Origin of the sequence: Streptomyces sp. BK79 (assembly GCF_044142145.1) — a bacterium.
In the GTDB taxonomy this organism is placed as follows: Bacteria; Actinomycetota; Actinomycetes; order Streptomycetales; family Streptomycetaceae; genus Streptomyces.
Genome location: NZ_JBHVOC010000011.1, coordinates 72,088 through 96,190, shown reverse-complemented (window position 1 = coordinate 96,190; position 24,103 = coordinate 72,088). Strand labels below are relative to the sequence as shown.

Here is a 24,103-nt window from a genome sequence, read left to right as displayed (position 1 = left end):
TCACCGTGCTGGTCACCACCTCGGCCGTGCTGCTGCTCGGCCTCGCGATCTGGTTCCTCCTGCGCATCCGCTACCTGCGCTGGCTGGACGTGCTGCTCTGCGGCGCCTTCGGCTTCCTGCTCTCCCGCACCGTCGCCGCGCCGCTGGTCTCGCTCCTGCTCTCCGGGGTGAACGGCCTGCTCGGACAGATGCGCTTCTGAGCCCTCCACAGCGCGCCGCGACGTGCCCCGACGAACGACCCGAACGAAAGGCATCCGGCCGTGTCCGACTACACCATCCGCTCCGGTGACCGTGCCGCCTTCCTGGCCGGCCTGCGGGAGCTGACCGACTTCCTGACCGCCAACCCGACCGTCCTCGTGCCGCGCCGCCCGTCCTTCGCCGTCCTGGTCGACGCGGACGACTCCGACGCCCGCCGGGCCGGGGTGGAGTCCGCTGCCTCCGCGCTCGGCGTCCCGGTCGCCGACCTCGGCATGGGCTACTTCGACGCCCGCCGGGAGTTCGGCCCCATCTCGTACCTGGTCATCGGCGTTCCGCCCCAGGGCCGGCAGTGACCACCCGTTCCGCGGGCTCCCGACGGGGCGCGAAGTCGCCAAACCCGACCCCGCCAGGAGCCCACTCCCTCGCCACATGAGCAGTGAAAGGAGCACTCACACTGTGTCCACCGCCCACCGTCCGCGCAAATCCCACGCGCCGGACTGCGACCTCCGGGCGCCCGACGACCACCCGGCCACCTGCGCCGGCCACGAACAGGTCGTCCTGGTCGCCCTCGACGCCGCCGAACGCCGCCTCTGCCCCGGCCACGCCGCAGCGGTCTGGCTGACGGACCCGACGTACCGGTTCAGCGCCAAGACCCGACCGGAGACCATCGCCGCCGTCATGGGGTACGCCTTCGGCCCCGGGAACGGAGGGCGCCGATGAACGCGCCGCCGCCGCTCCCGCCCGCCGTGGCCGCGCTGCTGGACCGTGCGGCCCGGCCTGACTTCCCCGACTGGCGCCGTACCGTCATCCGCCTCGGCGGCTGCACCAACCCGGTCCACCTCGTCGGCTCCGCCGTCCTGGTCGATACGGCGACAGGGGAAGCCCTGACCGATGTCGACGGCTCCGACCCGAACGGCAGGCGTCTGCTGACCGCCTGCGGCAACCGCCGTGCCTCGGTCTGCCCCGCCTGCTCCCGCGTCTACCAGGCGGACACCTACCAACTCGTACGCGCCGGCCTCGTCGGCGGCAAGGCGGTACCGGATGCGGTGAGCGAGCACCCCCGAGTGTTCGCCACCCTCACCGCTCCCGGCTTCGGGCCGGTCCACACCCGCCGGGAGCAGTCGGGCCGCGTACGCCCGTGCCGTCCCCGCCGGGATGCGAAGAACTGCCCGCATGGCGTGCCCCTCGGCTGCTCCGAGCGGCACGCGCCGGATGACCCCCGCCTCGGCGAACCACTCTGCCCCCGCTGCTACGACTACGCCGGGGCCGTGCTCTGGCAGTCCTGCGCCGGCCTGCTCTGGCACCGCTTCGGCATCGAGCTACGGCGGGAGATCGCCCGCAGGGCCGGGCTGTCCCGTGCCGAGCTGGCGGACGTTGCCCGGCTCTCGTACGCGAAGGTCGCCGAGTACCAGCGGCGCGGCCTGGTCCACTTCCATGCCGTGGTCCGCCTCGACGGCCCGGACGGGCCGGACTCGCCACCGCCCTCCTGGGCGAGCGCCGCCCTGCTCGCCGATGCCGTCCCCGCGGCCGTCGCACGGGTCCACTTCCAGGCGCCCGGCTCGGCGGTCGTCGGGACGCGTGTGCTGCGCTTCGGCACTCAGGTCGACGTACGCCCGGTCGCCGCCTCACCTGCGGGGGAGCGGCCTGCGTCGGGCGCGGTGGCCGGGTACATCGCCAAGTACGCCACCAAGGGCGCCGAGACGGCCGGCGCGGTCGACGGACGTATCCGGTCCGCACGGGAAATGGTCCTTCTGCCGGTGCGGGCGCACGTGCTGCGCATGATCGGTACGTGCTGGTGGCTCGGCGGCCTCCCCGCCTTCGCGGGCCTCGGCCTGCGCCGCTGGGCGCACATGCTCGGCTACGGCGGCCACTTCTCCACCAAGTCCCGCCGCTACTCGACCACCCTCGGCGAACTCCGCCGTGCCCGCGCCGAGCACCGCGCCCAGGAGCAACGCGCCGCCTTGGGCCTGGCGGGCCATCCCGTGGCCTACGTCGGCCAGTGGCGGTACGCCGGACGCGGCTACTCCCCGGAAGCCGCCCTCCTCGCGGCCTCGGTACGGGAGGACGGTGTTCCCCATGGCGCGTGACCGGACCGGCATCGAGCTGCTCACCGTGCGCCAAGTGCTGGAGGAACTGGGCGGCGTCTCCCGCCGCACCTTCTACCGCTGGCGTGAACTCCACCTTGCCCCCGCCTGCATCCGGCTCCCGAACGGTGAACTCCGGGTCCGGCGTGACGCCCTCGACGCGTGGGTGGAGGAGCGGACGGAGCACACGGGCGGTGGTGTCCGGTGAAGTCGTACAAGGTCGTCATCTGGAAGCTGAGCGTCAACCGGTCCGCCAAGAAGCCGACCCACCTCGTGCGCTGGTCGGTCGACGGCCAGCCCTTCCACGAGTCGCACAGGACCAAGGCTCTCGCCGACCGCTTCCGCGCAAAGCTCCTGCGCGCCACCGACAAGGGCGAAGCCTTCGACACCGTGACCGGACTGCCCGACTCCCTCCGGGGCGGCAAGGTCGCGCTCAGCTTCGCAGAGCTGGCGGTGAAGTACGTGGATGCCCGGTGGGCGGAGGCGTCGGCGAAGCAGCGCGACAGCATGACCGATGCGCTCTCCACCGTCCTGGCGGTCCCCGTCAAGGCCGTGCGCGGACGGCCGGCGCCCACGGTCCTGCGCCGCGCGGCGCGGTCGTACCTGCTGCCTCCTCCTCGCCGGGAGAGGGAGCGGCCCAAGGAGATCGCCGCCGCACTGACGTGGCTGTCCAAGGCGTCCCTCCCCGTGGCCGAACTGTCGGAGGGGAGCCGCGCCCAGGACCTGGTGGACGCCCTGACCCGTCGCCTCGACGGCAAGCCGGCCGCGACACAGACCTACCGGCGTCGTCGGGCGGTGGTCTTCAACGTGTTGCAGTACGCGGTCGAGCTGGGTGCCCTGAATGCCAACCCGCTCTCCCAGGTGCGCAGGAAGCGGGGCAAGCGGGCTGTGCAGGAAGTCGACCGGCGGGTGGTGGTCAACCCCCGGCAGGCACGGGAGCTGCTGACCGCGCTCACCTACGTCGGCGGCTACGACAGGGCGAGCGGACGACGGCTGCGGGCGTTCTTCGGATGCCTGTACTACGCGGCCATGCGGCCCGGTGAAGCGCTGGGTCTGCGCCGGTCGGACTGCACGCTCCCGGAGAAGGGGTGGGGTCGTATCGAGCTGGCCGAGACCCGGCCCACGGCTGGCAAGGCGTGGACGGACTCCGGGGAGGCTCACGACCGTCGGGGCCTCAAGCAACGGGAAGCGGGCGAAGTACGGATGGTCCCCATCCCGCCCCCACTCGTCCGCCTGCTCCTCGACCACGTCAAGGAGTTCGGCACGGCGGAAGACGGCCGTCTGTTCTCCAGTGAGCGGGGCAACGTCATCGCCGCGTCCTCGTACTCCCGCGTGTGGAAGCAAGCGCGGGAACTGGCTCTCCTGCCGCATCAGGTCACGTCAGTCATGGCGGCCCGGCCCTACGACCTCCGGCACGCCGGAGTGTCCCAGTGGCTCAACTCCGGTGTCCCCGCACCGGAGGTGGCAGCGCGGGCCGGGCACTCGGTGGACGTGCTCCTCAAGATCTACGCCAAGTGCATCGACGGTCAGGAGGCGGAGATGAACGACCGGATCATGCAAGGGCTGGGGGAGGACGACGGCATGCCGTGAGAGGCGTACACGCCTCGCTCGGAGGCCCTGGGGCGGACGCGCTCCGGGGCCTTCTTCGTGTCCATGTGAGCAGTCCGGAAACGGCGCCCCACCTGCGCGAACGACGCTCAAGATCATTACGTCGTCATTACGTGATCACTGGCAAACGGCTGCTTTCGGTGGCACCCGCCTGCACATACGCGAAGACCCCGACTCCAGCGAACTAGCTGGTGGCGGGGTCTTTAGGCACTTCCTGCGAAGTGCCCCCGGCAGGATTCGAACCTGCGCACACGGCTCCGGAGGCCGTTGCTCTATCCCCTGAGCTACGGGGGCGTGTCGGTCGCGGTGGGTGTTGCTCGCGGCGACGGGTAGAACACTACCAGCTCCCCCGGGGTGGTCATGAACGGGTTTTCGCGGGTCGGGCCCCCTCCCCGGCGTCAGTCGTGACGGTGTTGTCCCCCGCGCGGGGTGGAAGTGGGGAAAACCCGGACGCGGTGGCCGGCCCGGACCTACTCTCGAGTGGTGCCTAGGGCGTCTGGCCGAGTTCTTGTTGTGGACGACAACAAGGTCATCCGGCAGTTGATCAGGGTCAATCTCGAGCTGGAGGGCTTCGAGGTCGTGACCGCGGCCGATGGTGCCGAGTGTCTGGAAGTCGTCCATCAGGTGCGGCCCGACGCGGTCACGCTGGACGTGGTCATGCCTCGGCTGGACGGGCTGAGGACGGCTGCCCGGCTGCGTGCCGATCCGCTGACGCGGGACCTTCCGATCGCCATCGTCAGCGCCTCCACGCAGTACGAGGTCGATGCCGGGGCGGATGCCGATGTCGACGCGTTCCTCTCGAAGCCGTTCGAGCCGGCTGAGCTGGTGGGCCTCGTGCGGCGGTTGGTCGAGGGGAGGAGCGCCGGCGCCGGGGTGGGGGCCGGTTCCGGTTGTTCTGGTTCCGTGGTGTCGCCTTCGCCTTCGCCGCCGGCTTCGCGTTCGGGTTCCGGTGTCGGCGGGGAGAGTGAGTCGTCGGCTCAGGCCTGACGCCCCCGGCCGCGCGCCCCGTCCACATCCCGGGACTGCCGTAAACCGGGTCGCCTACCCGCCCCCTTCCTCCCCTACGCTTGACCCGTGACCCCCGTAGAGCTCTCCCGTACCGTGCTGCACGCGGTGCGTCGTGCCGTCGACGCGGGGGAGCTGCGCGTGAGCGTCCCGGCGCGGGCCGTGGTCACGCCGCCGGGGCCCGGCGGGTGCGGGGACTACGCCACCAACATCGCCCTCCAGCTCGCCCGGCCGGCCGGGCAGCCGCCGTACCGGGTCGCCGAGGTGCTGCGGCCGTACCTCGCCGGTGCCGACGGCATCACCGACGTCGTGCTCACCGGGCCCGGGTTCCTGAACATCAGCCTCGATGAAGGTGCCGCACGCGACGGCGTCGTCGCCGAGATTCTGCGGCGGGGGGAGCGGTACGGGCACGCCGACGGGTCCTACGTGCCCGGCGGGCCCGGCGGGTCCGACAGCCGTGCCGTGCGGCTGCACACGCCGCGCGACGTCCGTGCCGTCGTCGTCGCCGACGCCGTCGCCCGTGTGCTGCGCTCGCAGGGCGCCGTCGTGCGGGTGACCGCCGAGGGGCTCGACCCCGCGTGGGCCAGCCTCCTCGGCGTGCGTGTCGACGCCGTCGGTCCGGCCCCCGCCGAGCCGGTCGTCGACGTACGGCCCGTTCCCGCGCCCGCGGACCCGCTGCCGCTCGGCCGGGACGCCGGGCGCTGGGCGCTGCTGCACCCCGCCGCGCACGACCGGCCCCGGATCGGCGAGGAGCACCTCGTCCAGCGCGAGAGCAACCCCCTCTTCCGCGTGCGGTACGCCCACGCCCGTACGCGCGCCCTCACCCGCAACGCCGCGGACCTCGGGTTCGGCGCCCACCCCGGCCCCGTCGCCCGCCAGGACCTCCTCGCCGTGCTCGCCGACCATCCCCGCGTGCTCGCCGCCACCGCGGCCCACCGGGCCCCCGACCGGCTCGCCCGGCATCTCGTCACCGTCGCCGACGCCGCGCTGCCCTTCCTGCCCGCCGTGCTGCCCCGCGGTGGGGAGAAACCCTCGGCCGCCCACCGCGCCCGGCTCGCGCTCGCCGAAGCCGCCGGGACGGTGCTGGCCGGCGGCCTGTCCCTGCTCGGTATCGACGCACCCGACCACCTCTGAGAGAGCACCGAAGACGCCATGAGCCGTTCCGCACACCCCGCCGGGCCCCGTCACGCCGACGTCCTCCCCGAGGGGCACTACTCCGCGCCGCCCGCCGACCTCAACGCCCTCGACCCCAAGGTGTGGGCCCAGACCGTCGAGCGGGACGAGGACGGTGTGGTCACCGTCGGCGGGATCACCGTCACGCGGCTCGCCGAGGAGTACGGCACCCCCGCCTATGTCCTCGACGAGGCCGACTTCCGCAGCCGGGCGCGCGCCTGGCGCACCGCCTTCGGAGCCGACGCCGACGTCTTCTACGCGGGCAAGGCATTCCTGTCGCGGGCCGTCGTGCGGTGGCTGGACGAGGAGGGGCTGAACCTCGACGTGTGCTCGGGGGGCGAACTGGCCACCGCGCTGTCCGCCGGGATGCCCGCCGACCGCATCGCCTTCCACGGCAACAACAAGTCGCCCGAGGAGATCGAGCGGGCCGTGCGGGCCGGGGTCGGGCGGATCGTGCTCGACTCGTTCCAGGAGATCGCGCGGGTCGCCCACATCGCGCAGTCCCTCGGGGTCCGGCAGCGGGTGCAGATCCGTATCACCGTCGGCGTCGAGGCGCACACGCACGAGTTCATCGCCACCGCCCACGAGGACCAGAAGTTCGGGATCCCGCTGGCCGGGGGACAGGCGGCGGAGGCCGTGCGGCGGGCGCTGCGGCTCGACGGGCTGGAACTGATCGGGATCCACTCGCACATCGGGTCGCAGATCTTCGACATGTCCGGGTTCGAGGTCGCCGCGCACCGGGTGGTCGGGCTGCTCAAGGACATCCGGGACGAGCACGGGGTCGAGCTGCCCGAGATCGACCTCGGGGGCGGGCTCGGGATCGCGTACACGAGTGACGACGACCCCCGGGAGCCGCACGAGATCGCCAAGGCGCTCACCGAGATCGTCACGCGGGAGTGCGAGGGCGCGAAGCTGCGCACGCCGCGCATCTCCGTCGAGCCGGGACGCGCCGTCGTCGGGCCGACCGCCTTCACGCTCTACGAGGTCGGCACGGTCAAGCCCCTCGACGGGCTGCGGACGTACGTCTCCGTGGACGGCGGCATGTCGGACAACATCCGCACCGCGCTGTACGACGCCGAGTACAGCGTCGCCCTCGTCTCCCGCGCCTCCGACGCGGAGTCGATGCTGGTGCGGGTCGTCGGCAAGCACTGCGAGAGCGGTGACATCGTGGTCAAGGACGCCTTCCTGCCGGGGGACCTGGCACCCGGTGACCTCATCGCCGTCCCCGCGACCGGGGCGTACTGCCGGTCCATGGCCAGCAACTACAACCACGTGCTGCGTCCGCCCGTCGTCGCCGTGCGGGACGGCGAGGCACGGGTCATCGTGCGCAGGGAGACCGAGGAGGACCTGCTGCGTCTCGACGTGGGGTGAGTGGTCCAGGTCACGCTTGTACCGCCGGGGCGGAAGATCTTCCGTCGACCGCCCCTGCGAAAATGAAATAAACGTCTCATGATGCGGACGAATGGCAGGAAATCCCGTCCGGTGCGTGAGACTGGTCGAACCGTAGACGGTAAGAGGAAACGAGGTCGGATGATGCGTACGCGTCCGCTGAAGGTGGCGCTGCTGGGCTGTGGAGTGGTCGGCTCAGAGGTGGCGCGCATCATGACGACGCACGCCGACGACCTCGCCGCCCGGATCGGAGCCCCCGTGGAGCTGGCGGGCGTCGCCGTACGGCGGCCCGGCAAGGTGCGCGAGGGCATCGACCCCGACCTCGTCACCACCGACGCCACCGCCCTCGTCAAGCGCGGGGACATCGACGTCGTCGTCGAGGTCATCGGCGGCATCGAGCCCGCCCGGACCCTCATCACCACCGCCTTCGAGCACGGCGCCTCCGTCGTCTCCGCCAACAAGGCGCTCCTCGCGCAGGACGGCGCCGCCCTGCACGCCGCCGCCGACGCCAACGGCAAGGACCTCTACTACGAGGCCGCCGTCGCCGGCGCCATCCCGCTGATCCGGCCGCTGCGCGAGTCCCTCGCCGGCGACAAGGTCAACCGCGTGCTCGGCATCGTCAACGGCACGACCAACTTCATCCTCGACGCCATGGACACCACCGGCGCCGGGTACCAGGAAGCGCTCGACGAGGCCACCGCCCTCGGATACGCCGAGGCCGACCCGACCGCCGACGTCGAGGGCTTCGACGCCGCCGCCAAGGCCGCCATCCTCGCCGGGATCGCCTTCCACACCCGCGTGCGTCTCGACGACGTCTACCGCGAGGGCATGACCGAGGTCACCGCCGCCGACTTCGCCTCTGCGAAGGAGATGGGCTGCACCATCAAACTCCTCGCGATCTGCGAGCGGGCCGCGGACGGGGCGTCGGTCACCGCGCGGGTGCATCCCGCGATGATCCCGCTCAGCCACCCGCTGGCGAACGTGCGCGGTGCCTACAACGCCGTCTTCGTGGAGTCGGACGCCGCCGGGCAGCTCATGTTCTACGGCCCCGGCGCCGGCGGTTCGCCGACCGCGTCCGCCGTCCTCGGCGACCTGGTCGCCGTCTGCCGCAACCGGCTGGGCGGGGCCACCGGGCCCGGCGAGTCCGCCTACGCCGCGCTGCCCGTCTCGCCGATGGGCGACGTCGTCACCCGCTACCACATCAGCCTCGACGTGGCCGACAAACCGGGCGTCCTCGCCCAGGTCGCGACCGTGTTCGCGGAGCACGGGGTCTCCATCGACACCGTGCGCCAGTCCGGCAAGGACGGCGAGGCCTCCCTCGTCGTCGTCACCCACCGCGCGTCCGACGCCGCCCTCGGCGGTACGGTCGAGGCGCTGCGCAAGCTCGACACCGTGCGGGGTGTCGCCAGCATCATGCGGGTTGAAGGAGAGTAACCAGCAATGACCCACCAGTGGCGCGGAATCATCGAGGAGTACCGGGACCGGCTGCCCGTCTCCGACAGCACGCCCGTCGTGACGCTCCGCGAGGGCGGCACGCCGCTCGTGCCCGCGCAGGTGCTCTCCGAGCGCACGGGCTGCGAGGTCCACCTCAAGGTGGAGGGCGCGAACCCGACCGGGTCCTTCAAGGACCGCGGCATGACCATGGCCATCAGCAAGGCCAAGGAGGAGGGCGCGCAGGCCGTCATCTGCGCCTCCACGGGCAACACGTCCGCCTCCGCCGCCGCCTACGGCGTCCGGGCCGGGATGGTCTCCGCCGTCCTCGTGCCGCAGGGCAAGATCGCGCTCGGCAAGATGGGCCAGGCCCTCGTGCACGGCGCGAAGATCCTCCAGGTCGACGGCAACTTCGACGACTGCCTCACCCTGGCCCGCGCGCTCAGCGACAACTACCCCGTGGCGCTGGTCAATTCGGTCAACCCGGTGCGCATCGAGGGGCAGAAGACCGCCGCCTTCGAGATCGTGGACATGCTCGGCGACGCGCCGGACATCCACGTCCTGCCGGTGGGCAACGCGGGCAACATCACCGCGTACTGGAAGGGCTACAAGGAGTACGCCGCCGACTCGGTCAGCACGAGGACGCCGCGCATGTGGGGCTTCCAGGCCTCCGGCAGCGCCCCGATCGTGCGCGGCGAGGTCGTCAAGGACCCGTCGACCATCGCCACCGCCATCCGCATCGGCAACCCCGCCTCGTGGGACTTCGCGCTCGCCGCGCGGGACGAGTCGGGCGGCGCCATCGACGAGGTGACGGACCGTGAGATCCTGCGCGCCTACCGGCTGTTGGCCTCCCAGGAGGGCGTCTTCGTGGAGCCCGCGTCCGCCGCGTCGGTGGCCGGTCTGCTGAAGGCCGCCGAGCAGGGCAAGGTCGACCCGGGCCAGCGGATCGTGTGCACCGTCACCGGCAACGGCCTCAAGGACCCCGACTGGGCCGTCGCCGGCGCCCCGCAGCCGGTCACCGTGCCGGTCGACGCGGCGACGGCGGCCGAGCGGCTCGGGCTGGTCTGAGCGCCGCCGCCCGAACGCGACCGGCGTAAGAGGGCGTAAGCGACGCCCGTCCGGGAAAGTCACTTACGGGGGGTGCACAGGGGGCTTACGACACGCATCGTGCGCCTCCTGTGCGCCCTATGTCGCCACGGAACCTTCCTTCGATAGGCTGTACCGAACCCGCCCGCCGCATATGCCGCGGCGCCGCGCCGTCCCCGCGGCCGGCGGTGGCCGGCCGTTCGGCAGGCAGCGGCGAAGCCCCGGGGTTCCGGCTTCACCCCGTACGTCATCGAATGTCATTCGACAGTCACGCAGCTCAAGGAGAGTCATCGAGCGATGGCCGGTCCAGCGTTCCGCGCCGCCGCCGTCAGGGTGCGCGTCCCCGCCACCAGCGCCAACCTCGGCCCGGGCTTCGACGCCCTCGGCCTCGCGCTGGGCTTGTACGACGACGTCGTCGTCCGGGTGGCCGACTCCGGGCTGCACATCGACATCGCGGGTGAGGGCAGCGAGACCCTGCCGCGCGACGAGAAGCACCTCCTCGTGCGCTCCCTGCGCACCGCGTTCGACCTGCTGGGCGGGCAGCCGCGCGGCCTGGAGATCGTCTGCGCCAACCGCATCCCGCACGGCCGCGGACTCGGCTCCTCCTCCGCCGCCATCTGCGCCGGCATCGTCGCCGCGCGCGCGGTGACCATAGGCGGCGAGGCCCGCCTCGACGACGAGGCGCTGCTCGACCTCGCCACCGAGATCGAGGGCCACCCCGACAACGTGGCGGCCTGTCTGCTGGGCGGCTTCACCCTGTCCTGGATGGAGTCCGGCGCCGCCCGGGCGATCAGGATGGAGCCCGCCGATTCCATCGTTCCGGTGGTTTTCGTGCCCGGGAAGCCGGTACTGACCCAGACCGCGCGCGGACTGCTCCCGCGCTCCGTCCCGCATGTCGACGCCGCCGCCAACGCCGGCCGTGCCGCGCTGCTCGTCGAGGCCCTGACCCGGCGCCCCGAGCTGCTGCTGCCGGCCACCGAGGACCGACTGCACCAGGAGTACCGCGCGCCGGCCATGCCGGAGAGCGCCGCCCTGGTGGAGCGGCTGCGCGCCGACGGCATTCCCGCGGTGATCTCCGGCGCGGGGCCCACGGTGATGGCACTGGCCGACGCCGGCACGGCCGACAAGGTCGAGGCGCTGGCCGGCACGGACTGGGCGGCCAACCGGCTGAGCCTGGACGAGCAGGGCGCGAGCGTGCTGCCTCTGGCGACCGTCGGCGACATCTAGACGCACGGTTGCCGGATTTCGAGAGGGGGAATGTTTGTTGGATCCGGTAGTGTTAATCTCAAGTCTGCACCCGACCCCACCATGGCGAGGTGCCTCGTGTCCCCGTCCGGGACAGACATTCTTCCGGGAGCCCCCCAAGTCGCATTGTGTGGTGGACGTCGTACGTGATCAGTACGGCCGACACGGACACTGAGCGGCCCGCCGGGCACGCTTCGGAACCGGTGCGACCACGCCGCGTGACACAGACACTGGGTGCCACGGCCAGGGGGCGCGCCATCACCAGATATCTCTTCCGCCGTTCAGGCGGACCACCGCCCCGGCACGGTTCACACAGCAAGGACCGAAGCCGGACAGCACAACCGGTCGCCGAGCCAGACAGGCCGACGTCCGCTCCAGGGAAGGACCCTTCGTGAGCGACACCACCGATCTGATGGGCGCACGTGTCGAGGAGACCGCTGCCGCGCCCTCCACGGACGCCTCCGCGCCTGCCACCGGTGCCGGCTCCCGGCGGCGCCGCGGTACCGGCCTCGAGGGCATGGTGCTGGCCGAGCTGCAGCAGGTCGCGTCCGGCCTCGGCATCAGGGGCACCGCGCGGATGCGCAAGAGCCAGCTGATCGAGGTCATCAAGGAAGCGCAGGCCGCGGGCGGAGCCCCCGCCAAGGCCGCGCCCGCCGCCGCGGACACCGCCGGCGAGACCAAGCCGAAGCGCCGCAGCACCTCCCGCGCCCGTACGGGCGACGAGGCCCCCGCCGAGAAGGCGGAGAAGGCCGGAGGCAAGGCCGGCAAGAAGGCCGACAAGGCCGCCGACCAGCAGCAGATCGAGATCCCCGGACAGCCGTCTCCCAAGGTCTCGCCCACGGCCGACCAGGCCGGTGCCGCCGGTGACGAGGCCCCCGCCGAGCGTCGTCGCCGCCGGGCCACCGCCGACGCGGGCAGCCCGTCCGCCGCCGCCACCGAGACGGTGGCCGTCGAGACGAGGAGCGAGCCGAAGGACGGGTCCTCGGCCCAGCAGCAGTCGCAGGGCCACCAGGGCGACGCCCGTTCCGACGGCGAGGGCGGCGAGGGCCGCCGTCGCGACCGCCGGGAGCGCGGCGACCGCGACCGCGACCGCGACCGCGACCGCGGCGGCGACCGGGACCGCGGCGACCGCGGACGCGACCGCGACCGCCGGGGCAAGGGCGACGACCAGCAGCAGGGCGGCCAGCGCCAGCAGCAGGGCGGCGGACGCCAGGACCGTCAGCAGCAGCAACAGCAGGACGACGACGACTTCGAGGGCGGCCGTCGCGGCCGTCGCGGCCGCTACCGTGACCGCCGGGGCCGCCGCGGGCGCGACGAGATCCAGCAGGAGCCGCAGATCAACGAGGACGACGTCCTCATCCCGGTCGCCGGCATCCTCGACATCCTCGACAACTACGCGTTCATCCGCACCTCCGGCTACCTGCCGGGCCCGAACGACGTGTACGTCTCCCTCGCCCAGGTCCGCAAGAACGGCCTGCGCAAGGGCGACCACCTCACCGGTGCCGTGCGCCAGCCCAAGGAGGGCGAGCGCCGCGAGAAGTTCAACGCGCTGGTCCGCCTGGACTCCGTCAACGGCATGGCGCCCGAACACGGCCGCGGACGCCCGGAGTTCAACAAGCTGACGCCGCTGTACCCGCAGGACCGACTGCGTCTGGAGACGGACCCCGGCGTCCTCACCACCCGCATCATCGACCTCGTCGCGCCGATCGGTAAGGGCCAGCGCGGTCTGATCGTGGCCCCGCCGAAGACCGGCAAGACCATGATCATGCAGGCGATCGCCAACGCGATCACGCACAACAACCCCGAGTGCCACCTGATGGTCGTCCTGGTCGACGAGCGTCCGGAAGAGGTCACCGACATGCAGCGGTCGGTGAAGGGCGAGGTCATCTCCTCGACCTTCGACCGCCCGGCCGAGGACCACACCACGGTCGCGGAGCTGGCCATCGAGCGCGCCAAGCGCCTGGTGGAGCTGGGTCACGACGTGGTCGTGCTGCTCGACTCGATCACGCGTCTGGGCCGTGCGTACAACCTCGCCGCCCCGGCCTCCGGCCGCATCCTGTCCGGTGGTGTCGACTCGACCGCCCTGTACCCGCCGAAGCGCTTCTTCGGTGCGGCCCGCAACATCGAGGACGGCGGCTCGCTGACCATCCTCGCCACCGCCCTGGTGGACACCGGGTCCCGCATGGACGAGGTCATCTTCGAGGAGTTCAAGGGCACCGGCAACGCCGAGCTGAAGCTCGACCGGAAGCTCGCCGACAAGCGCATCTTCCCGGCGGTGGACGTCGACGCGTCCGGCACCCGTAAGGAAGAGATCCTGCTCGGCAGCGACGAGCTGGCCATCACCTGGAAGCTGCGCCGCGTGCTGCACGCGCTCGACCAGCAGCAGGCGATCGAGCTGCTTCTCGACAAGATGAAGCAGACGAAGTCGAACGCCGAGTTCCTGATGCAGATCCAGAAGACGACCCCCACCCCGGGCAACGGCGACTGAGTCGTCGCGGGCCGTCCAAGGCGCAGTCCGAAGTCCCGTTCCGTCACACAGGTGACGGGGCGGGACTTCTGGCTTGTAGGATCAGCGCACCGCAGTGGGGGGGAACGTATTTTCGGATACGCCCACGGGGCGATCTGTGCTGCCTTCACGGGCCCGCGCCCGCCGTGCTCTTCTCTCCTGCTCGCGTTCACATCGACAGGAGACGTGAGTGACATCCACCCCTCGAAGAGCCCGGCTGGCTCTTCCCGCGGCCACCGCCGCACTCGCCCTGTCGGGCGCGGTCCTCGCGGCCGCCCCCGCCCAGGCGTCGGACACGACCCCGGTCCCGCCCCGGCCGACGGTCACCGAGCAGCCCGCCGCCGCCTCCCAGGCCGAGCTGCTGGAGCGCGTCAAGGGCTCCGGGGCCGCGGCCAAGGGCGACACCGCCGGCGCGCCCGCGCAGCCGAAGCCCACGCCGAGCGCCGAGGCCCCGTCCACCACCGTCGACCCGAAGATCATCGGCGGCAAGGACGCGACCATCTCCGAGGCGCCGTGGATGGTGCAGCTGCACTACCGCGACCGCAAGGGCACCGAGACCACCGAGGACGACGAGGGCTACTTCTGCGGCGGCACCCTGGTCGCCCCGGCGAAGGTCCTGACCGCCGCGCACTGCGTGTACGGCCTGGACTGGGCGAAGAACGGCGCCGTCGTCGCCGGCACGGCCAAGCTCCCGGAGGACGGCGACCTGCACGGCGGCCGGGTCGCCGGCGTGTGGCGCCAGTGGGTCAACCCCACCTACCGGCCCAGCAGCATCTCGGGCGGCGACCTCGCGGTGCTGACGCTGACCGAGGCGCTGCCGTACAAGACGCTCCAGCCGACGTCGAGCAGCGACACCGTCTCGTACGCCAACGGCACCCCGGCGACGGTCTACGGCTGGGGCCGCACCAGCTCCACCAGCGAGGACATCTCGCCGACGCTGAAGAAGGCGACCGTGCCGATGCGCTCGGACGCCGCCTGCACCTCGTACTGGGGCTCCGACTTCGTGGCCGGCCAGATGGCCTGCGCCGGCAATCCGGCCTCCGGCCAGGACGCCGGCACGGTCTCCCCGTGCAACGGCGACTCCGGCGGCCCGCTCGTGGTCAACGGCCGCATCGCCGGTGTCGTGTCCTGGGGCGTCAACGACTGCGTCGCCTCCGGTGCCTACGCCGTGTACGCCAAGACCCGCACCTACGCCGGTGACATCAACGCCCGCGTCGACGACACCGACCTCGACTTCGACGGTCTGGCGGACCTCTTCGCCCGCACGCCCGGCGGCACGGCCTACGAGTACTACTCGTTCGGCAACCGGGCGCCCTACCTGGGCGACCGCCTGGAACTGGGCGACTGGGGCGGGGTGAACCTGGTGCGCCAGGCCGACCTGGACCGCGACTTCTACCAGGACTACCTGTTCCGCACCACGGACGGTGTGCTGTACACCTTCGCCTTCAACGGTTCCGACCGCTACGAGGAGATCCGCGTCGGCGGCGGCTGGAACGCGATGAAGGACCTCCGCGTGCCGGGCGACCTGTCCGGCGACGCCCTGCCCGACCTGGTCGCCAAGGACAAGTACGGCGTCCTGTGGCTCTACCCCGGCAAGGGCAACGGCCTGTTCGGCACCCGCGCCCGGATCGGCGGCGGCTGGTCCGCGTACACGATCACGGGCAAGGGCGACTACAACCGCGACGGCAAGTCCGACCTGCTGGCGCGGGACGGCTCCGGCGTGCTGTGGCTGTACCCGGGCACCGGGAAGGCCGCGCCGGCGTTCGGCACCCGCGGCAAGGTCGGCGGCGGCTGGTCGGCGTACAACGCCCTCGCCACCGCCGGTGACCTCACCGGCGACGGCCGGACCGACCTGCTGGCCCGGGACACCTCCGGGGTGCTGTGGCTCTACAAGGGCACCGGCAAGACGGGCTCGGCGACGTTCCAGGCCCGGACCAGGGTCGGCGGCGGCTGGGGGGCGTTCAACCTCTTCGGCTGATCCCACCGGAACCGCCGGCCGACCGCGTGCCAGGGCCGCCTCCCTCGGGGGGCGGCCCTTCGCGTTGCGATCCTCACCACACGCACCGGTCATGCCACCGCCGCCGGGTACCCGGGCGGGTCCTCGCATACTTCCAGGTCAGCGAGGTGCGCCTGGCCGTGCCGGGCACGGTGCGTGACCATTTCCCCACCCGGTCGCCACAGACCGTTGTGCAACCCTGTCCCGAGTTCCGCCGTCCCCGTAACGGAGGGACGATGGGGAGGTACCGGTGGAGAACCGCCGGAGCCGACACCGACCCGACCCTGAGCGCAGGGGGTAAGCGACCGGACGACCGACCGAGGAGCACATGTCCGCCCAGAGCACGCCGGAACCCGCGATACCCGGTCCCGGGGAGTCCCGCACCGCCGGCTCCCGCCGGGGCAAAGGGCGCCGCCGCAAGCCCCGCGCCGGACGGCGCAAGGCACTGCTCGTCGCGGCCTGGAGCGCCGCGGGCATCGTGGTCCTGGGCGGCACCGGGGCGGGCGTCCTCTACTTCAAGCTCAACGGCAACCTCACGAGCCTCGACATCGACCAGGCCCTCGGCACCGACCGGCCCGACAAGGCCGACGACGGCTCCCAGAACATCCTGGTCCTCGGCTCGGACACCCGCTCGGGCGGCAACCAGGACCTCGGCGGCGGCACCGACGACGGCACCGCCCGCTCCGACACCGCGATGGTCGTGCACGTCCACAAGGGCCACAAGAAGGCCAGCGTGGTCTCCATCCCGCGCGACACCCTCATCGACCGCCCCGAGTGCACCGACACCGATGGCGCCGAGCACCCCGCCGCCGACGACGTGATGTTCAACTCCGCCTACTCCACCGGCGGCGCCGCCTGCGCCGTCAAGACCGTCGAGTCCCTCAGCGGCCTGCGCATGGACCACTACCTGGAGGTCGACTTCAGCGGCTTCCAGAAGCTCATCGACGACCTCGGCGGCGTGGACATCACCACCACCGAGGCCATCAAGGACCCGGACAGCCACCTGGACCTCCCGGCCGGCACCCACACCCTCGACGGCGAGCAGGCCCTCGGCCTGGTCCGCACCCGCCACGGCGTCGGCGACGGCTCCGACCTCGGCCGCATCCAGCTCCAGCAGGCCTTCGTCAAGGCCCTGGTCGAGCAGGTCAAGGACATCGGCCTGCTCGGCAACCCCAAGAAGCTGTACGACGTCGCCGACACCGCCACCCGGACCGTGACCACCGACTCCGGCCTGGGCTCGGTGAACTCGCTGATGTCGTTCGCCGGCGGCCTGAAGAACATCGGCCCGGCCGGCCTGGACATGGTCACCATGCCGGTCGTCTACGACCCGGCGGACCCCAACCGGGTCCTGCTGGAGGAGGCCAAGGCCGAGCAGGTGTGGACGGCGCTGAAGCAGGACCGGGCGATCCCGGCGAACGCCACCGAGGGGACGGCCGCGGGCGGCGCCGGCGGCGTCGTGAACGCCTCGGAATAGATGACGGCAACCCCCGGTTTGGGGAGAGGACGCCAGTCCTGGCAGACTGGTACGTCGGCCCCGGTTCACGCTCCCGCATCCCGCGGCGGCGACCCGGCGCCCTCCCGAACCTAGGAGACACCTTGAAGCGCGACATCCACCCCGAGTACGTCGAGACGCAGGTCAGCTGCACCTGTGGCGCGTCGTTCACCACCCGCAGCACCATCGACAGCGGCACCATCCGCGCCGAGGTCTGCTCCGAGTGCCACCCGTTCTACACGGGCAAGCAGAAGATCCTCGACACCGGTGGCCGTGTGGCCCGCTTCGAGGCCCGCTTCGGCAAGGCTGCCGCCGGCTCCAAGAAGTAGCGAGCCACCGATCGCCGGTCCACGGCCGCTCCCCCCAGCCGGGGAGCGCCGGGACCGGCGTTTTTGGTCGCCCGCCTTCCCTTTCCCACGCAGTAGCAGGAGCCCAAGATGTTCGAGGCCGTCGAGGAACTCGTCGCCGAGCACGCCGACCTGGAGAAGAAGCTCGCCGACCCGTCGGTCCACTCCGACCAGGCCAACGCGCGCAAGCTGAACAAGCGCTACGCCGAGCTCACCCCGATCGTCGCCACGTTCCGCTCCTGGAAGCAGACGGGCGACGACATGGAGACGGCGCGCGAGTTCGCCGCCGACGACCCGGACTTCGCCGCCGAGGTCAAGGAGCTGGACAAGCAGCGCGAGCAGCTCACCGAGAAGCTCCGCCTCCTGCTCGTCCCGCGCGACCCCAGCGACGACAAGGACGTCATCCTCGAGATCAAGGCGGGCGCGGGCGGCGACGAGTCGGCCCTGTTCGCCGGCGACCTGCTGCGCATGTACCTGCGCTACGCCGAGCGGGTCGGCTGGAAGACCGAGATCATCGACGCCACCGAGTCCGAGCTGGGCGGCTACAAGGACGTCCAGGTCGCCGTGAAGACCAAGGGCGGCCAGGGCGCCACCGAGCCCGGACAGGGCGTCTGGGCCCGGCTGAAGTACGAGGGCGGTGTGCACCGCGTGCAGCGCGTGCCCGCGACCGAGTCCCAGGGCCGGATCCACACCTCCGCGGCCGGCGTGCTGGTCACGCCCGAGGCCGAGGAGGTCGACGTCGAGATCAACATGAACGATCTGCGGATCGACGTGTACCGCTCCTCCGGCCCCGGCGGCCAGTCCGTCAACACCACCGACTCCGCCGTGCGCATCACGCACATCCCGACCGGAGTCGTCGCCTCCTGCCAGAACGAGAAGAGCCAGCTGCAGAACAAGGAGCAGGCGATGCGTATCCTGCGCTCCAGGCTGCTCGCGGCGGCGCAGGAGGAGGCGGAGAGGGAGGCCGCGGACGCCCGGCGCAGCCAGGTCCGCACCGTCGACCGCTCCGAGAAGATCCGTACGTACAACTTCCCGGAGAACCGCATCTCGGACCACCGCGTCGGCTTCAAGGCGTACAACCTGGACCAGGTCCTGGACGGCGACCTCGACTCGGTGATCCAGGCCTGCGTCGACGCGGACTCGGCGGCCAAGCTCGCCGCCGCGTAGACCCCGCCGCCGCGCAAGCACCGCCGCACCACCCGCACCGGACCACAGCTCAGCCCCGGAGGACCAGCGTGAACCTGCTGCTCATGGAGGTGGCCCAGGCCACCCAGCGGCTGGCCGACGCCGGCGTGCCCTCGCCGCGCACCGACGCGGAGGAACTCGCCGCGTACCTGCACGGCGTGAAGCGGGGCGAGTTGCACACCGTGCCGGACGCGGACTTCGACGCCCGGTACTGGGAGGTCGTCGCCCGCCGGGAGGCGCGCGAACCGCTCCAGCACATCACCGGACGCGCCTACTTCCGCTACCTGGAGCTCCAGGTCGGCCCGGGCGTCTTCGTGCCCCGCCCCGAGACCGAGTCGGTCGTCGGGTGGGCCATAGACGCGGTACGCGCCATGGACGTCGTCGAGCCCTGCATCGTCGACCTGTGCACCGGCTCGGGCGCCATCGCGCTCGCGCTCGCGCAGGAGGTGCCGCGCTCGCGCGTGTACGCCGTGGAGCTGTCCGAGGACGCCCTCAAGTGGACCCGCAAGAACATGGAGGGGTCCAGGGTCGAGCTGCGCCAGGGCGACGCCCTGACGGCCTTCCCGGACCTCGACGGCCAGGTCGACCTGGTCGTCTCCAACCCGCCGTACATCCCGCTCACCGAGTGGGAGTACGTCGCCCCCGAGGCCCGCGACCACGATCCGCAGATGGCCCTGTTCTCCGGCGAGGACGGCCTCGACCTGATCCGCGGCCTGGAACGCACCGCCCACCGCCTGCTGCGCCCCGGCGGGGTCGTCGTCGTGGAGCACGCCGACACCCAGGGCGGGCAGGTGCCGTGGATCTTCACCGAGGAGCGGGGGTGGGCCGACGCGGCCGACCACCCCGACCTCAACAACCGCCCGCGGTTCGCGACCGCCCGCAAGGCGATGCCGTGATGACCGCTTCGACTCCAACCCCGCAGTACGTGTACGAGGAGGCCCGCTAAATGGCACGGCGATACGACACCAACGACGCGACCGACCGAGTGACCGGTCTGCGCGAGGCCGCGTCCGCCGTCCGCCGTGGCGAGCTCGTGGTGCTGCCGACGGACACGGTGTACGGCATCGGCGCCGACGCGTTCTCCGCGGAGGCCGTCGCCGACCTGCTGGACGCCAAGGGCCGGGGCCGCAACATGCCCACGCCCGTCCTCATCGGCTCGCCGAACACCCTGCACGGCCTGGTCACCGACTTCTCCGAGCTGGCCTGGGAGCTGGTCGACGCCTTCTGGCCGGGCGCGCTGACGCTGGTCGCCAAGCACCAGCCGTCCCTCCAGTGGGACCTCGGCGACACCCGCGGCACGGTCGCCGTCCGCATGCCGCTGCACCCGGTCGCCATCGAGCTGCTCACCGAGTTCGGCCCGATGGCCGTCTCCTCCGCCAACCTCACCGGCCACCCGGCGCCCGAGGACTGCGACGCCGCCCAGCAGATGCTCGGCGACTCCGTTTCCGTCTACCTCGACGGCGGCCCCACCCCCGGCAACGTCCCGTCGTCCATCGTCGACGTCACCCGCGAGGTGCCCGTGCTGCTGCGCGCGGGCGCGCTGTCGGCCGAGGAACTGCGCAAGGTGGTACCCGACCTCGAGGTGGCGAATTGACGGCCCCTGGGACGGGGCGTGGCATAGGCGACGGGGAACGTGCCGCGGAGATCACGACCACGTTCGTCGGACTTCCGCGCGACAGCTTCCGCATCCTCCACGTCAGCACCGGCAACGTCTGCCGCTCGCCCATCACCGAGCGGCTGACCCGGCATTTCGTGAGGGAGCGCCTCGGCGTGCTCGGCGGCGGCCTCATCGTGGAGAGCGCGGGCACCTGGGGCCACGAGGGCGCGCCCATGGAGACCAACGCGGAGACGGTCCTCGCCGACTTCGGCGCGGACGCGGCCGGTTTCACCGGGCGCGAGCTGCTGGACGAGCACGTGATCCGCGCGGACCTGGTGCTGACGGCGACGCGGGACCACCGCGCGCAGGTCATCTCCATGGGCCACTCGGCCGGACTGCGCACCTTCACCCTCAAGGAGTTCACCCGCCTGGTGAACGCCATCGACCCCGCGACGCTGCCTCCCCTGGAGGACGGCGTGGTCACCCGTGCCCGCGCCCTGGTCCGCGCGGCCGCCGCTCTACGCGGGTGGCTCCTGGCGCCGACGGCGGAGGCGGACGAGGTCTACGACCCGTACGGGGCGCCGCTGCCGTTCTTCCGGTCGATCGGCGACGAGATACACCAGGCGCTGGATCCCGTGGTGACAGCACTGACGGGCGTGGCCGCGCGCGCCTGACGCGGAGGAGCGGCGGTCGGAGTACCGGTGGTGGGACAATTCGGGCGTCCTGGGCGTGCCGGGCCTACATTGGTCGTACGTCACCGTCGACGCACGCCCGGAGCGCCCCATGTCGGTCACCCACCCCGTCCTCGAGACCGATGACAGCCCGCTCGGGCCCCTGCTGCGCCAGGACCCCGAGCTGGCCGAGATCCTGCTCGCCGAGGGCCGTCGGCAGTCGACCACCCTCCAGCTGATCGCCGCCGAGAACTTCACGTCCCCCGCCGTGCTGGCCGCCCTCGGCTCCCCGCTGGCCAACAAGTACGCCGAGGGCTACCCCGGTGCCCGGCACCACGGCGGCTGCGAGATCGTCGACGTCGCCGAGCGGCTCGCCGTGGAGCGCGCCCGGGCCCTCTTCGGCGCCGAGCACGCCAACGTGCAGTCCCACTCCGGCTCCTCCGCCGTACTGGCCGCCTACGCCGCCCTGCTGCGCCCCGGCGACACCGTCCTCGCCCTCGGCCTGCCCCACGGCGGTCACCTCACGCACGGCTCGCCGGCGAACTTCTCCGGCCGCTGGTTCGACTTCGTCGGCTACGGGGTGGACGCGGAGACCGGGCTGGTCGACCACGACCAGGTGCGGACCCTGGCCCGCGCCCACCGGCCCAAGGCGATCGTGTGCGGCTCGATCGCCTACCCCCGCCACATCGACTACGCCGCCTTCCGCGAGGTCGCCGACGAGGTGGGCGCCTACCTCATCGCGGACGCCGCCCACCCGATCGGGCTGGTCGCCGGGGGAGTGGCGCCCAGTCCGGTGCCGTACGCCGACATCGTCTGCGCCACCACGCACAAGGTGCTGCGCGGGCCGCGCGGCGGGATGCTCCTGTGCGGGGGCGAGCTGGCCGAGCGGGTGGACCGGGCGGTGTTCCCCTTCACCCAGGGCGGCGCGCAGATGCACACCATCGCCGCCAAGGCGGTCGCCTTCGGTGAGGCGGCGACCCCCGCGTTCGCCGCGTACGCCCGTCAGGTGGTCGTCAACGCGCGCGTCCTCGCCGCCCAGCTGGCCGCCGAGGGCCTGGCCGTCACCACCGGCGGCACCGACACCCACCTGCTGACCGTCGACCCCGCCCCGCTCGGTGTCGACGGGAGGACCGCGCGGGGCAGGCTCGCGGCGGCCGGGATCGTCCTGGACTGCTGTGCGCTTCCCCACGCCGACGCCCGGGGACTGCGCCTGGGCACGGCGGCGCTGACCACGCAGGGCATGGGGGAGCGCGAGATGCGGGCGGTCGCGACCCTGCTCGCCGAGGTGCTCCGGGGCGGGACGGACCCCGCCGCGGCGCGGGACGACGTACGGGATCTGGTCGCCCAGTTCCCGCCGTATCCGGACTGAGCCGGGGCAGGCGCGCGCATGTGCACGGCCGCACGTGCAACCATCGTCGCTACCCGGAAGTCCTCAACCATATGCGCGCATCGCTAGGGTGGTGGGCTGGGAATGGCCAGCGAGACCTGTGGGGAAGCCCGTGCGTGAATACCTGCTGACGCTCTGCGTCACGGCCGCGGTGACGTATCTGCTGACAGGGCCGGTACGGAAGTTCGCGATCGTGGCGGGGGCGATGCCGGAGATCCGGGCACGTGACGTGCACCGGGAGCCCACTCCGCGCCTCGGCGGGATCGCCATGTTCTTCGGACTGTGCGCCGGCCTCCTGGTCGCCGACCACCTCACCAACCTGAGTGAGGTCTTCGAGAAGTCCAACGAACCGCGGGCCCTGCTCTCCGGGGCGGCCCTGATCTGGCTGATCGGCGTCCTGGACGACAAGTTCGAGATCGACGCCCTGATCAAGCTGGGCGGGCAGATGATCGCCGCCGGCGTGATGGTGGTGCAGGGTCTGACCATCCTGTGGATCCCGGTGCCCTGGGTGGGCACGGTGGCGCTCACGCAGTGGCAGGGCACCCTGCTGACCGTGGCGCTGGTCGTCATCACCATCAACGCGGTCAACTTCGTGGACGGCCTGGACGGGCTCGCGGCCGGCATGGTGTGCATCGCGGCGGCGGCGTTCTTCATGTACGCCTACCGCGTCTGGTACTCGTACGGCATCGAGGCGGCGGCGCCCGCCTCGCTGTTCGCGGTCATCCTGATGGGCATGTGCCTGGGCTTCCTGCCGCACAACATGCACCCCGCCCGGATCTTCATGGGCGACTCCGGCTCGATGCTGATCGGGCTCGTGCTGGCGGCCGGCGCGATCTCGGTCACCGGGCAGGTCGACCCGGACGTGATGAACCTCTTCTCCGGGTCCGAGCGCAACACCGTGCACCAGATGGTGCCCGTCTACATCCCGCTGCTGATGCCGCTGACCATCATCGCCATCCCGGCCGCCGACCTGATCCTCGCGATCGTGCGGCGCACCTGGCGCGGCCAGTCGCCGTTCGCCGCGGACCGGGGGCACCTGCACCACCGGTTGCTGGAGGTGGGCCACTCGCACAGCCGCGCGGTGCTGATCATGTACTTCTGGTCGGCCCTGATCGCCTTCGGCGCACTCGCCTACTCCGTCAACTCGGCGTCGATGTGGATCGTGCTGGGCGTCGTCTTCCTGAGCGCGGTCGGCCTGGTCCTGCTCCTGCTGCCGCGCTTCACCCCCCGCGCCCCGCGCTGGGCCGAGCGCTTCGTGCCGCCCCGCTACCGCCGCCGGACCGCGGCCGCCGAGGCGGGCGACGGGTCCGCCGAGAGCGCCGACGCGGCGGGCGAGGCCGGGGAAGCCGACGAGCGCGTGCCGGTCGCCGCGGGCGTCCCGGGTGTCAACGGGGCCACCGCCATCGGTCACCGCTCGCGCGCAAGGTAAGAATCTGACTAGAGCATTGCCAAGTCGTGGGGGAAGGAACTGCCCCATTACCAGACAAATGGGCGCAGTAATTGCACAAACGCGCAGTGTCACTCTCATGTGTGACAGTAAGCACACCCGCAGGTAAAGGTCTCATCAAATAGTTTGTGATACGGTTCACGAGAACCCCCGGGTAGAGCCTAAGGACCGTAGTGCGACGGTCTCTTGGCCGTCAGGACACCGTTCGGCCCGGGACTACGCTCGTCCATGACGACACCCTGCCCCCTGTGAAAAG

At 71.9% G+C, this 24,103-nt stretch carries 22 protein-coding genes and 1 tRNA gene; 22 read left to right on the top strand and 1 reads right to left on the bottom strand.

The features are described 5' to 3' along the window. The first annotated feature begins 5 nt into the window (after nt 1-5). From ACFIF2_RS15750 to ACFIF2_RS15725, 6 genes are all read left to right on the top strand, one after another. A complete protein-coding gene (locus tag ACFIF2_RS15750) occupies nt 6-200 on the top strand; it encodes a hypothetical protein (RefSeq protein ID WP_215165653.1) in 195 nt (64 codons plus the stop codon). Nucleotides 201-260: 60 nt separating this feature from the next. Beyond that, entirely contained in the window at nt 261-551 is a 291-nt protein-coding gene (locus ACFIF2_RS15745) for a hypothetical protein (protein ID WP_350890990.1), read from the top strand. Nucleotides 552-654: 103 nt separating this feature from the next. Further along, nucleotides 655-918 (top strand): hypothetical protein, encoded by a 264-nt coding sequence (locus ACFIF2_RS15740; RefSeq protein WP_350890991.1) that lies wholly within the window; start codon nt 655-657, stop codon nt 916-918. After that, complete coding sequence (locus tag ACFIF2_RS15735; protein WP_395573263.1) at nt 915-2,285, top strand: replication initiator; 1,371 nt, start codon at nt 915-917, stop codon at nt 2,283-2,285. Before ACFIF2_RS15740 ends, ACFIF2_RS15735 begins: the two co-directional genes overlap by 4 nt. Next, nucleotides 2,275-2,490, top strand: a complete 216-nt coding sequence (locus tag ACFIF2_RS15730) for a helix-turn-helix domain-containing protein (RefSeq protein ID WP_350890993.1) — start codon at nt 2,275-2,277, stop codon at nt 2,488-2,490. Before ACFIF2_RS15735 ends, ACFIF2_RS15730 begins: the two co-directional genes overlap by 11 nt. Then, nucleotides 2,487-3,872 (top strand): tyrosine-type recombinase/integrase, encoded by a 1,386-nt coding sequence (locus ACFIF2_RS15725; protein WP_395573262.1) that lies wholly within the window; start codon nt 2,487-2,489, stop codon nt 3,870-3,872. The genes ACFIF2_RS15730 and ACFIF2_RS15725 overlap by 4 nt, the downstream gene beginning before the upstream one ends. Before the next feature lie 240 nt (nt 3,873-4,112). Here the strand turns inward: ACFIF2_RS15725 and ACFIF2_RS15720 are convergent. Next, nucleotides 4,113-4,184, bottom strand: a tRNA-Arg gene (locus tag ACFIF2_RS15720). A gap of 189 nt (nt 4,185-4,373) precedes the next feature. Between ACFIF2_RS15720 and ACFIF2_RS15715 the strand changes: the two genes are divergently transcribed. From ACFIF2_RS15715 to ACFIF2_RS15640, 16 genes are all read left to right on the top strand, one after another. Then, nucleotides 4,374-4,877: a response regulator gene (locus ACFIF2_RS15715; RefSeq protein ID WP_395573261.1), complete on the top strand. Its 504-nt coding sequence runs from the start codon at nt 4,374-4,376 to the stop codon at nt 4,875-4,877. A gap of 87 nt (nt 4,878-4,964) precedes the next feature. Beyond that, nucleotides 4,965-6,029 (top strand): ArgS-related anticodon-binding protein NrtL, encoded by a 1,065-nt coding sequence (nrtL, locus tag ACFIF2_RS15710; protein WP_395573260.1) that lies wholly within the window; start codon nt 4,965-4,967, stop codon nt 6,027-6,029. Between the two features lie 18 nt (nt 6,030-6,047). Next, entirely contained in the window at nt 6,048-7,439 is a 1,392-nt protein-coding gene (lysA, locus tag ACFIF2_RS15705) for a diaminopimelate decarboxylase (RefSeq protein ID WP_395573259.1), read from the top strand. Between the two features lie 159 nt (nt 7,440-7,598). Continuing rightward, complete coding sequence (locus ACFIF2_RS15700) at nt 7,599-8,891, top strand: homoserine dehydrogenase (protein ID WP_395573258.1); 1,293 nt, start codon at nt 7,599-7,601, stop codon at nt 8,889-8,891. Between the two features lie 6 nt (nt 8,892-8,897). Further along, nucleotides 8,898-9,956 carry a threonine synthase gene (gene thrC / locus ACFIF2_RS15695; RefSeq protein WP_395573257.1) on the top strand — a complete coding sequence of 353 codons (1,059 nt, stop codon included), beginning with the start codon at nt 8,898-8,900 and terminating at the stop codon, nt 9,954-9,956. 315 nt (nt 9,957-10,271) lie between these two features. Then, nucleotides 10,272-11,201 (top strand): homoserine kinase, encoded by a 930-nt coding sequence (thrB, locus tag ACFIF2_RS15690; RefSeq protein ID WP_395573256.1) that lies wholly within the window; start codon nt 10,272-10,274, stop codon nt 11,199-11,201. A gap of 409 nt (nt 11,202-11,610) precedes the next feature. Further along, nucleotides 11,611-13,707 carry a transcription termination factor Rho gene (gene rho / locus ACFIF2_RS15685; RefSeq protein ID WP_395573255.1) on the top strand — a complete coding sequence of 699 codons (2,097 nt, stop codon included), beginning with the start codon at nt 11,611-11,613 and terminating at the stop codon, nt 13,705-13,707. A gap of 208 nt (nt 13,708-13,915) precedes the next feature. Continuing rightward, complete coding sequence (locus ACFIF2_RS15680; RefSeq protein WP_395573254.1) at nt 13,916-15,703, top strand: trypsin-like serine protease; 1,788 nt, start codon at nt 13,916-13,918, stop codon at nt 15,701-15,703. Between the two features lie 346 nt (nt 15,704-16,049). Next, on the top strand, nt 16,050-17,195 hold the full coding sequence (locus ACFIF2_RS15675) for an LCP family protein (protein ID WP_395573253.1): 1,146 nt from the start codon (nt 16,050-16,052) through the stop codon (nt 17,193-17,195). A 122-nt stretch (nt 17,196-17,317) separates the two neighbouring features. Next, on the top strand, nt 17,318-17,542 hold the full coding sequence (rpmE, locus tag ACFIF2_RS15670; protein ID WP_018571447.1) for a 50S ribosomal protein L31: 225 nt from the start codon (nt 17,318-17,320) through the stop codon (nt 17,540-17,542). 108 nt (nt 17,543-17,650) lie between these two features. Then, entirely contained in the window at nt 17,651-18,727 is a 1,077-nt protein-coding gene (prfA, locus tag ACFIF2_RS15665) for a peptide chain release factor 1 (protein WP_395573252.1), read from the top strand. Between the two features lie 68 nt (nt 18,728-18,795). Continuing rightward, entirely contained in the window at nt 18,796-19,641 is an 846-nt protein-coding gene (gene prmC, locus ACFIF2_RS15660) for a peptide chain release factor N(5)-glutamine methyltransferase (protein ID WP_395573251.1), read from the top strand. Nucleotides 19,642-19,691: 50 nt separating this feature from the next. After that, on the top strand, nt 19,692-20,339 hold the full coding sequence (locus tag ACFIF2_RS15655) for an L-threonylcarbamoyladenylate synthase (protein ID WP_395573250.1): 648 nt from the start codon (nt 19,692-19,694) through the stop codon (nt 20,337-20,339). Further along, nucleotides 20,336-21,016, top strand: coding sequence for a protein-tyrosine-phosphatase (locus tag ACFIF2_RS15650; protein ID WP_395573249.1), 681 nt, complete (start codon nt 20,336-20,338; stop codon nt 21,014-21,016). Before ACFIF2_RS15655 ends, ACFIF2_RS15650 begins: the two co-directional genes overlap by 4 nt. A 109-nt stretch (nt 21,017-21,125) precedes the next feature. Further along, a complete protein-coding gene (gene glyA / locus ACFIF2_RS15645; RefSeq protein WP_395573248.1) occupies nt 21,126-22,382 on the top strand; it encodes a serine hydroxymethyltransferase in 1,257 nt (418 codons plus the stop codon). Between the two features lie 130 nt (nt 22,383-22,512). Beyond that, on the top strand, nt 22,513-23,829 hold the full coding sequence (locus ACFIF2_RS15640; protein WP_395573247.1) for an MraY family glycosyltransferase: 1,317 nt from the start codon (nt 22,513-22,515) through the stop codon (nt 23,827-23,829). Nucleotides 23,830-24,103 lie beyond the last annotated feature (274 nt).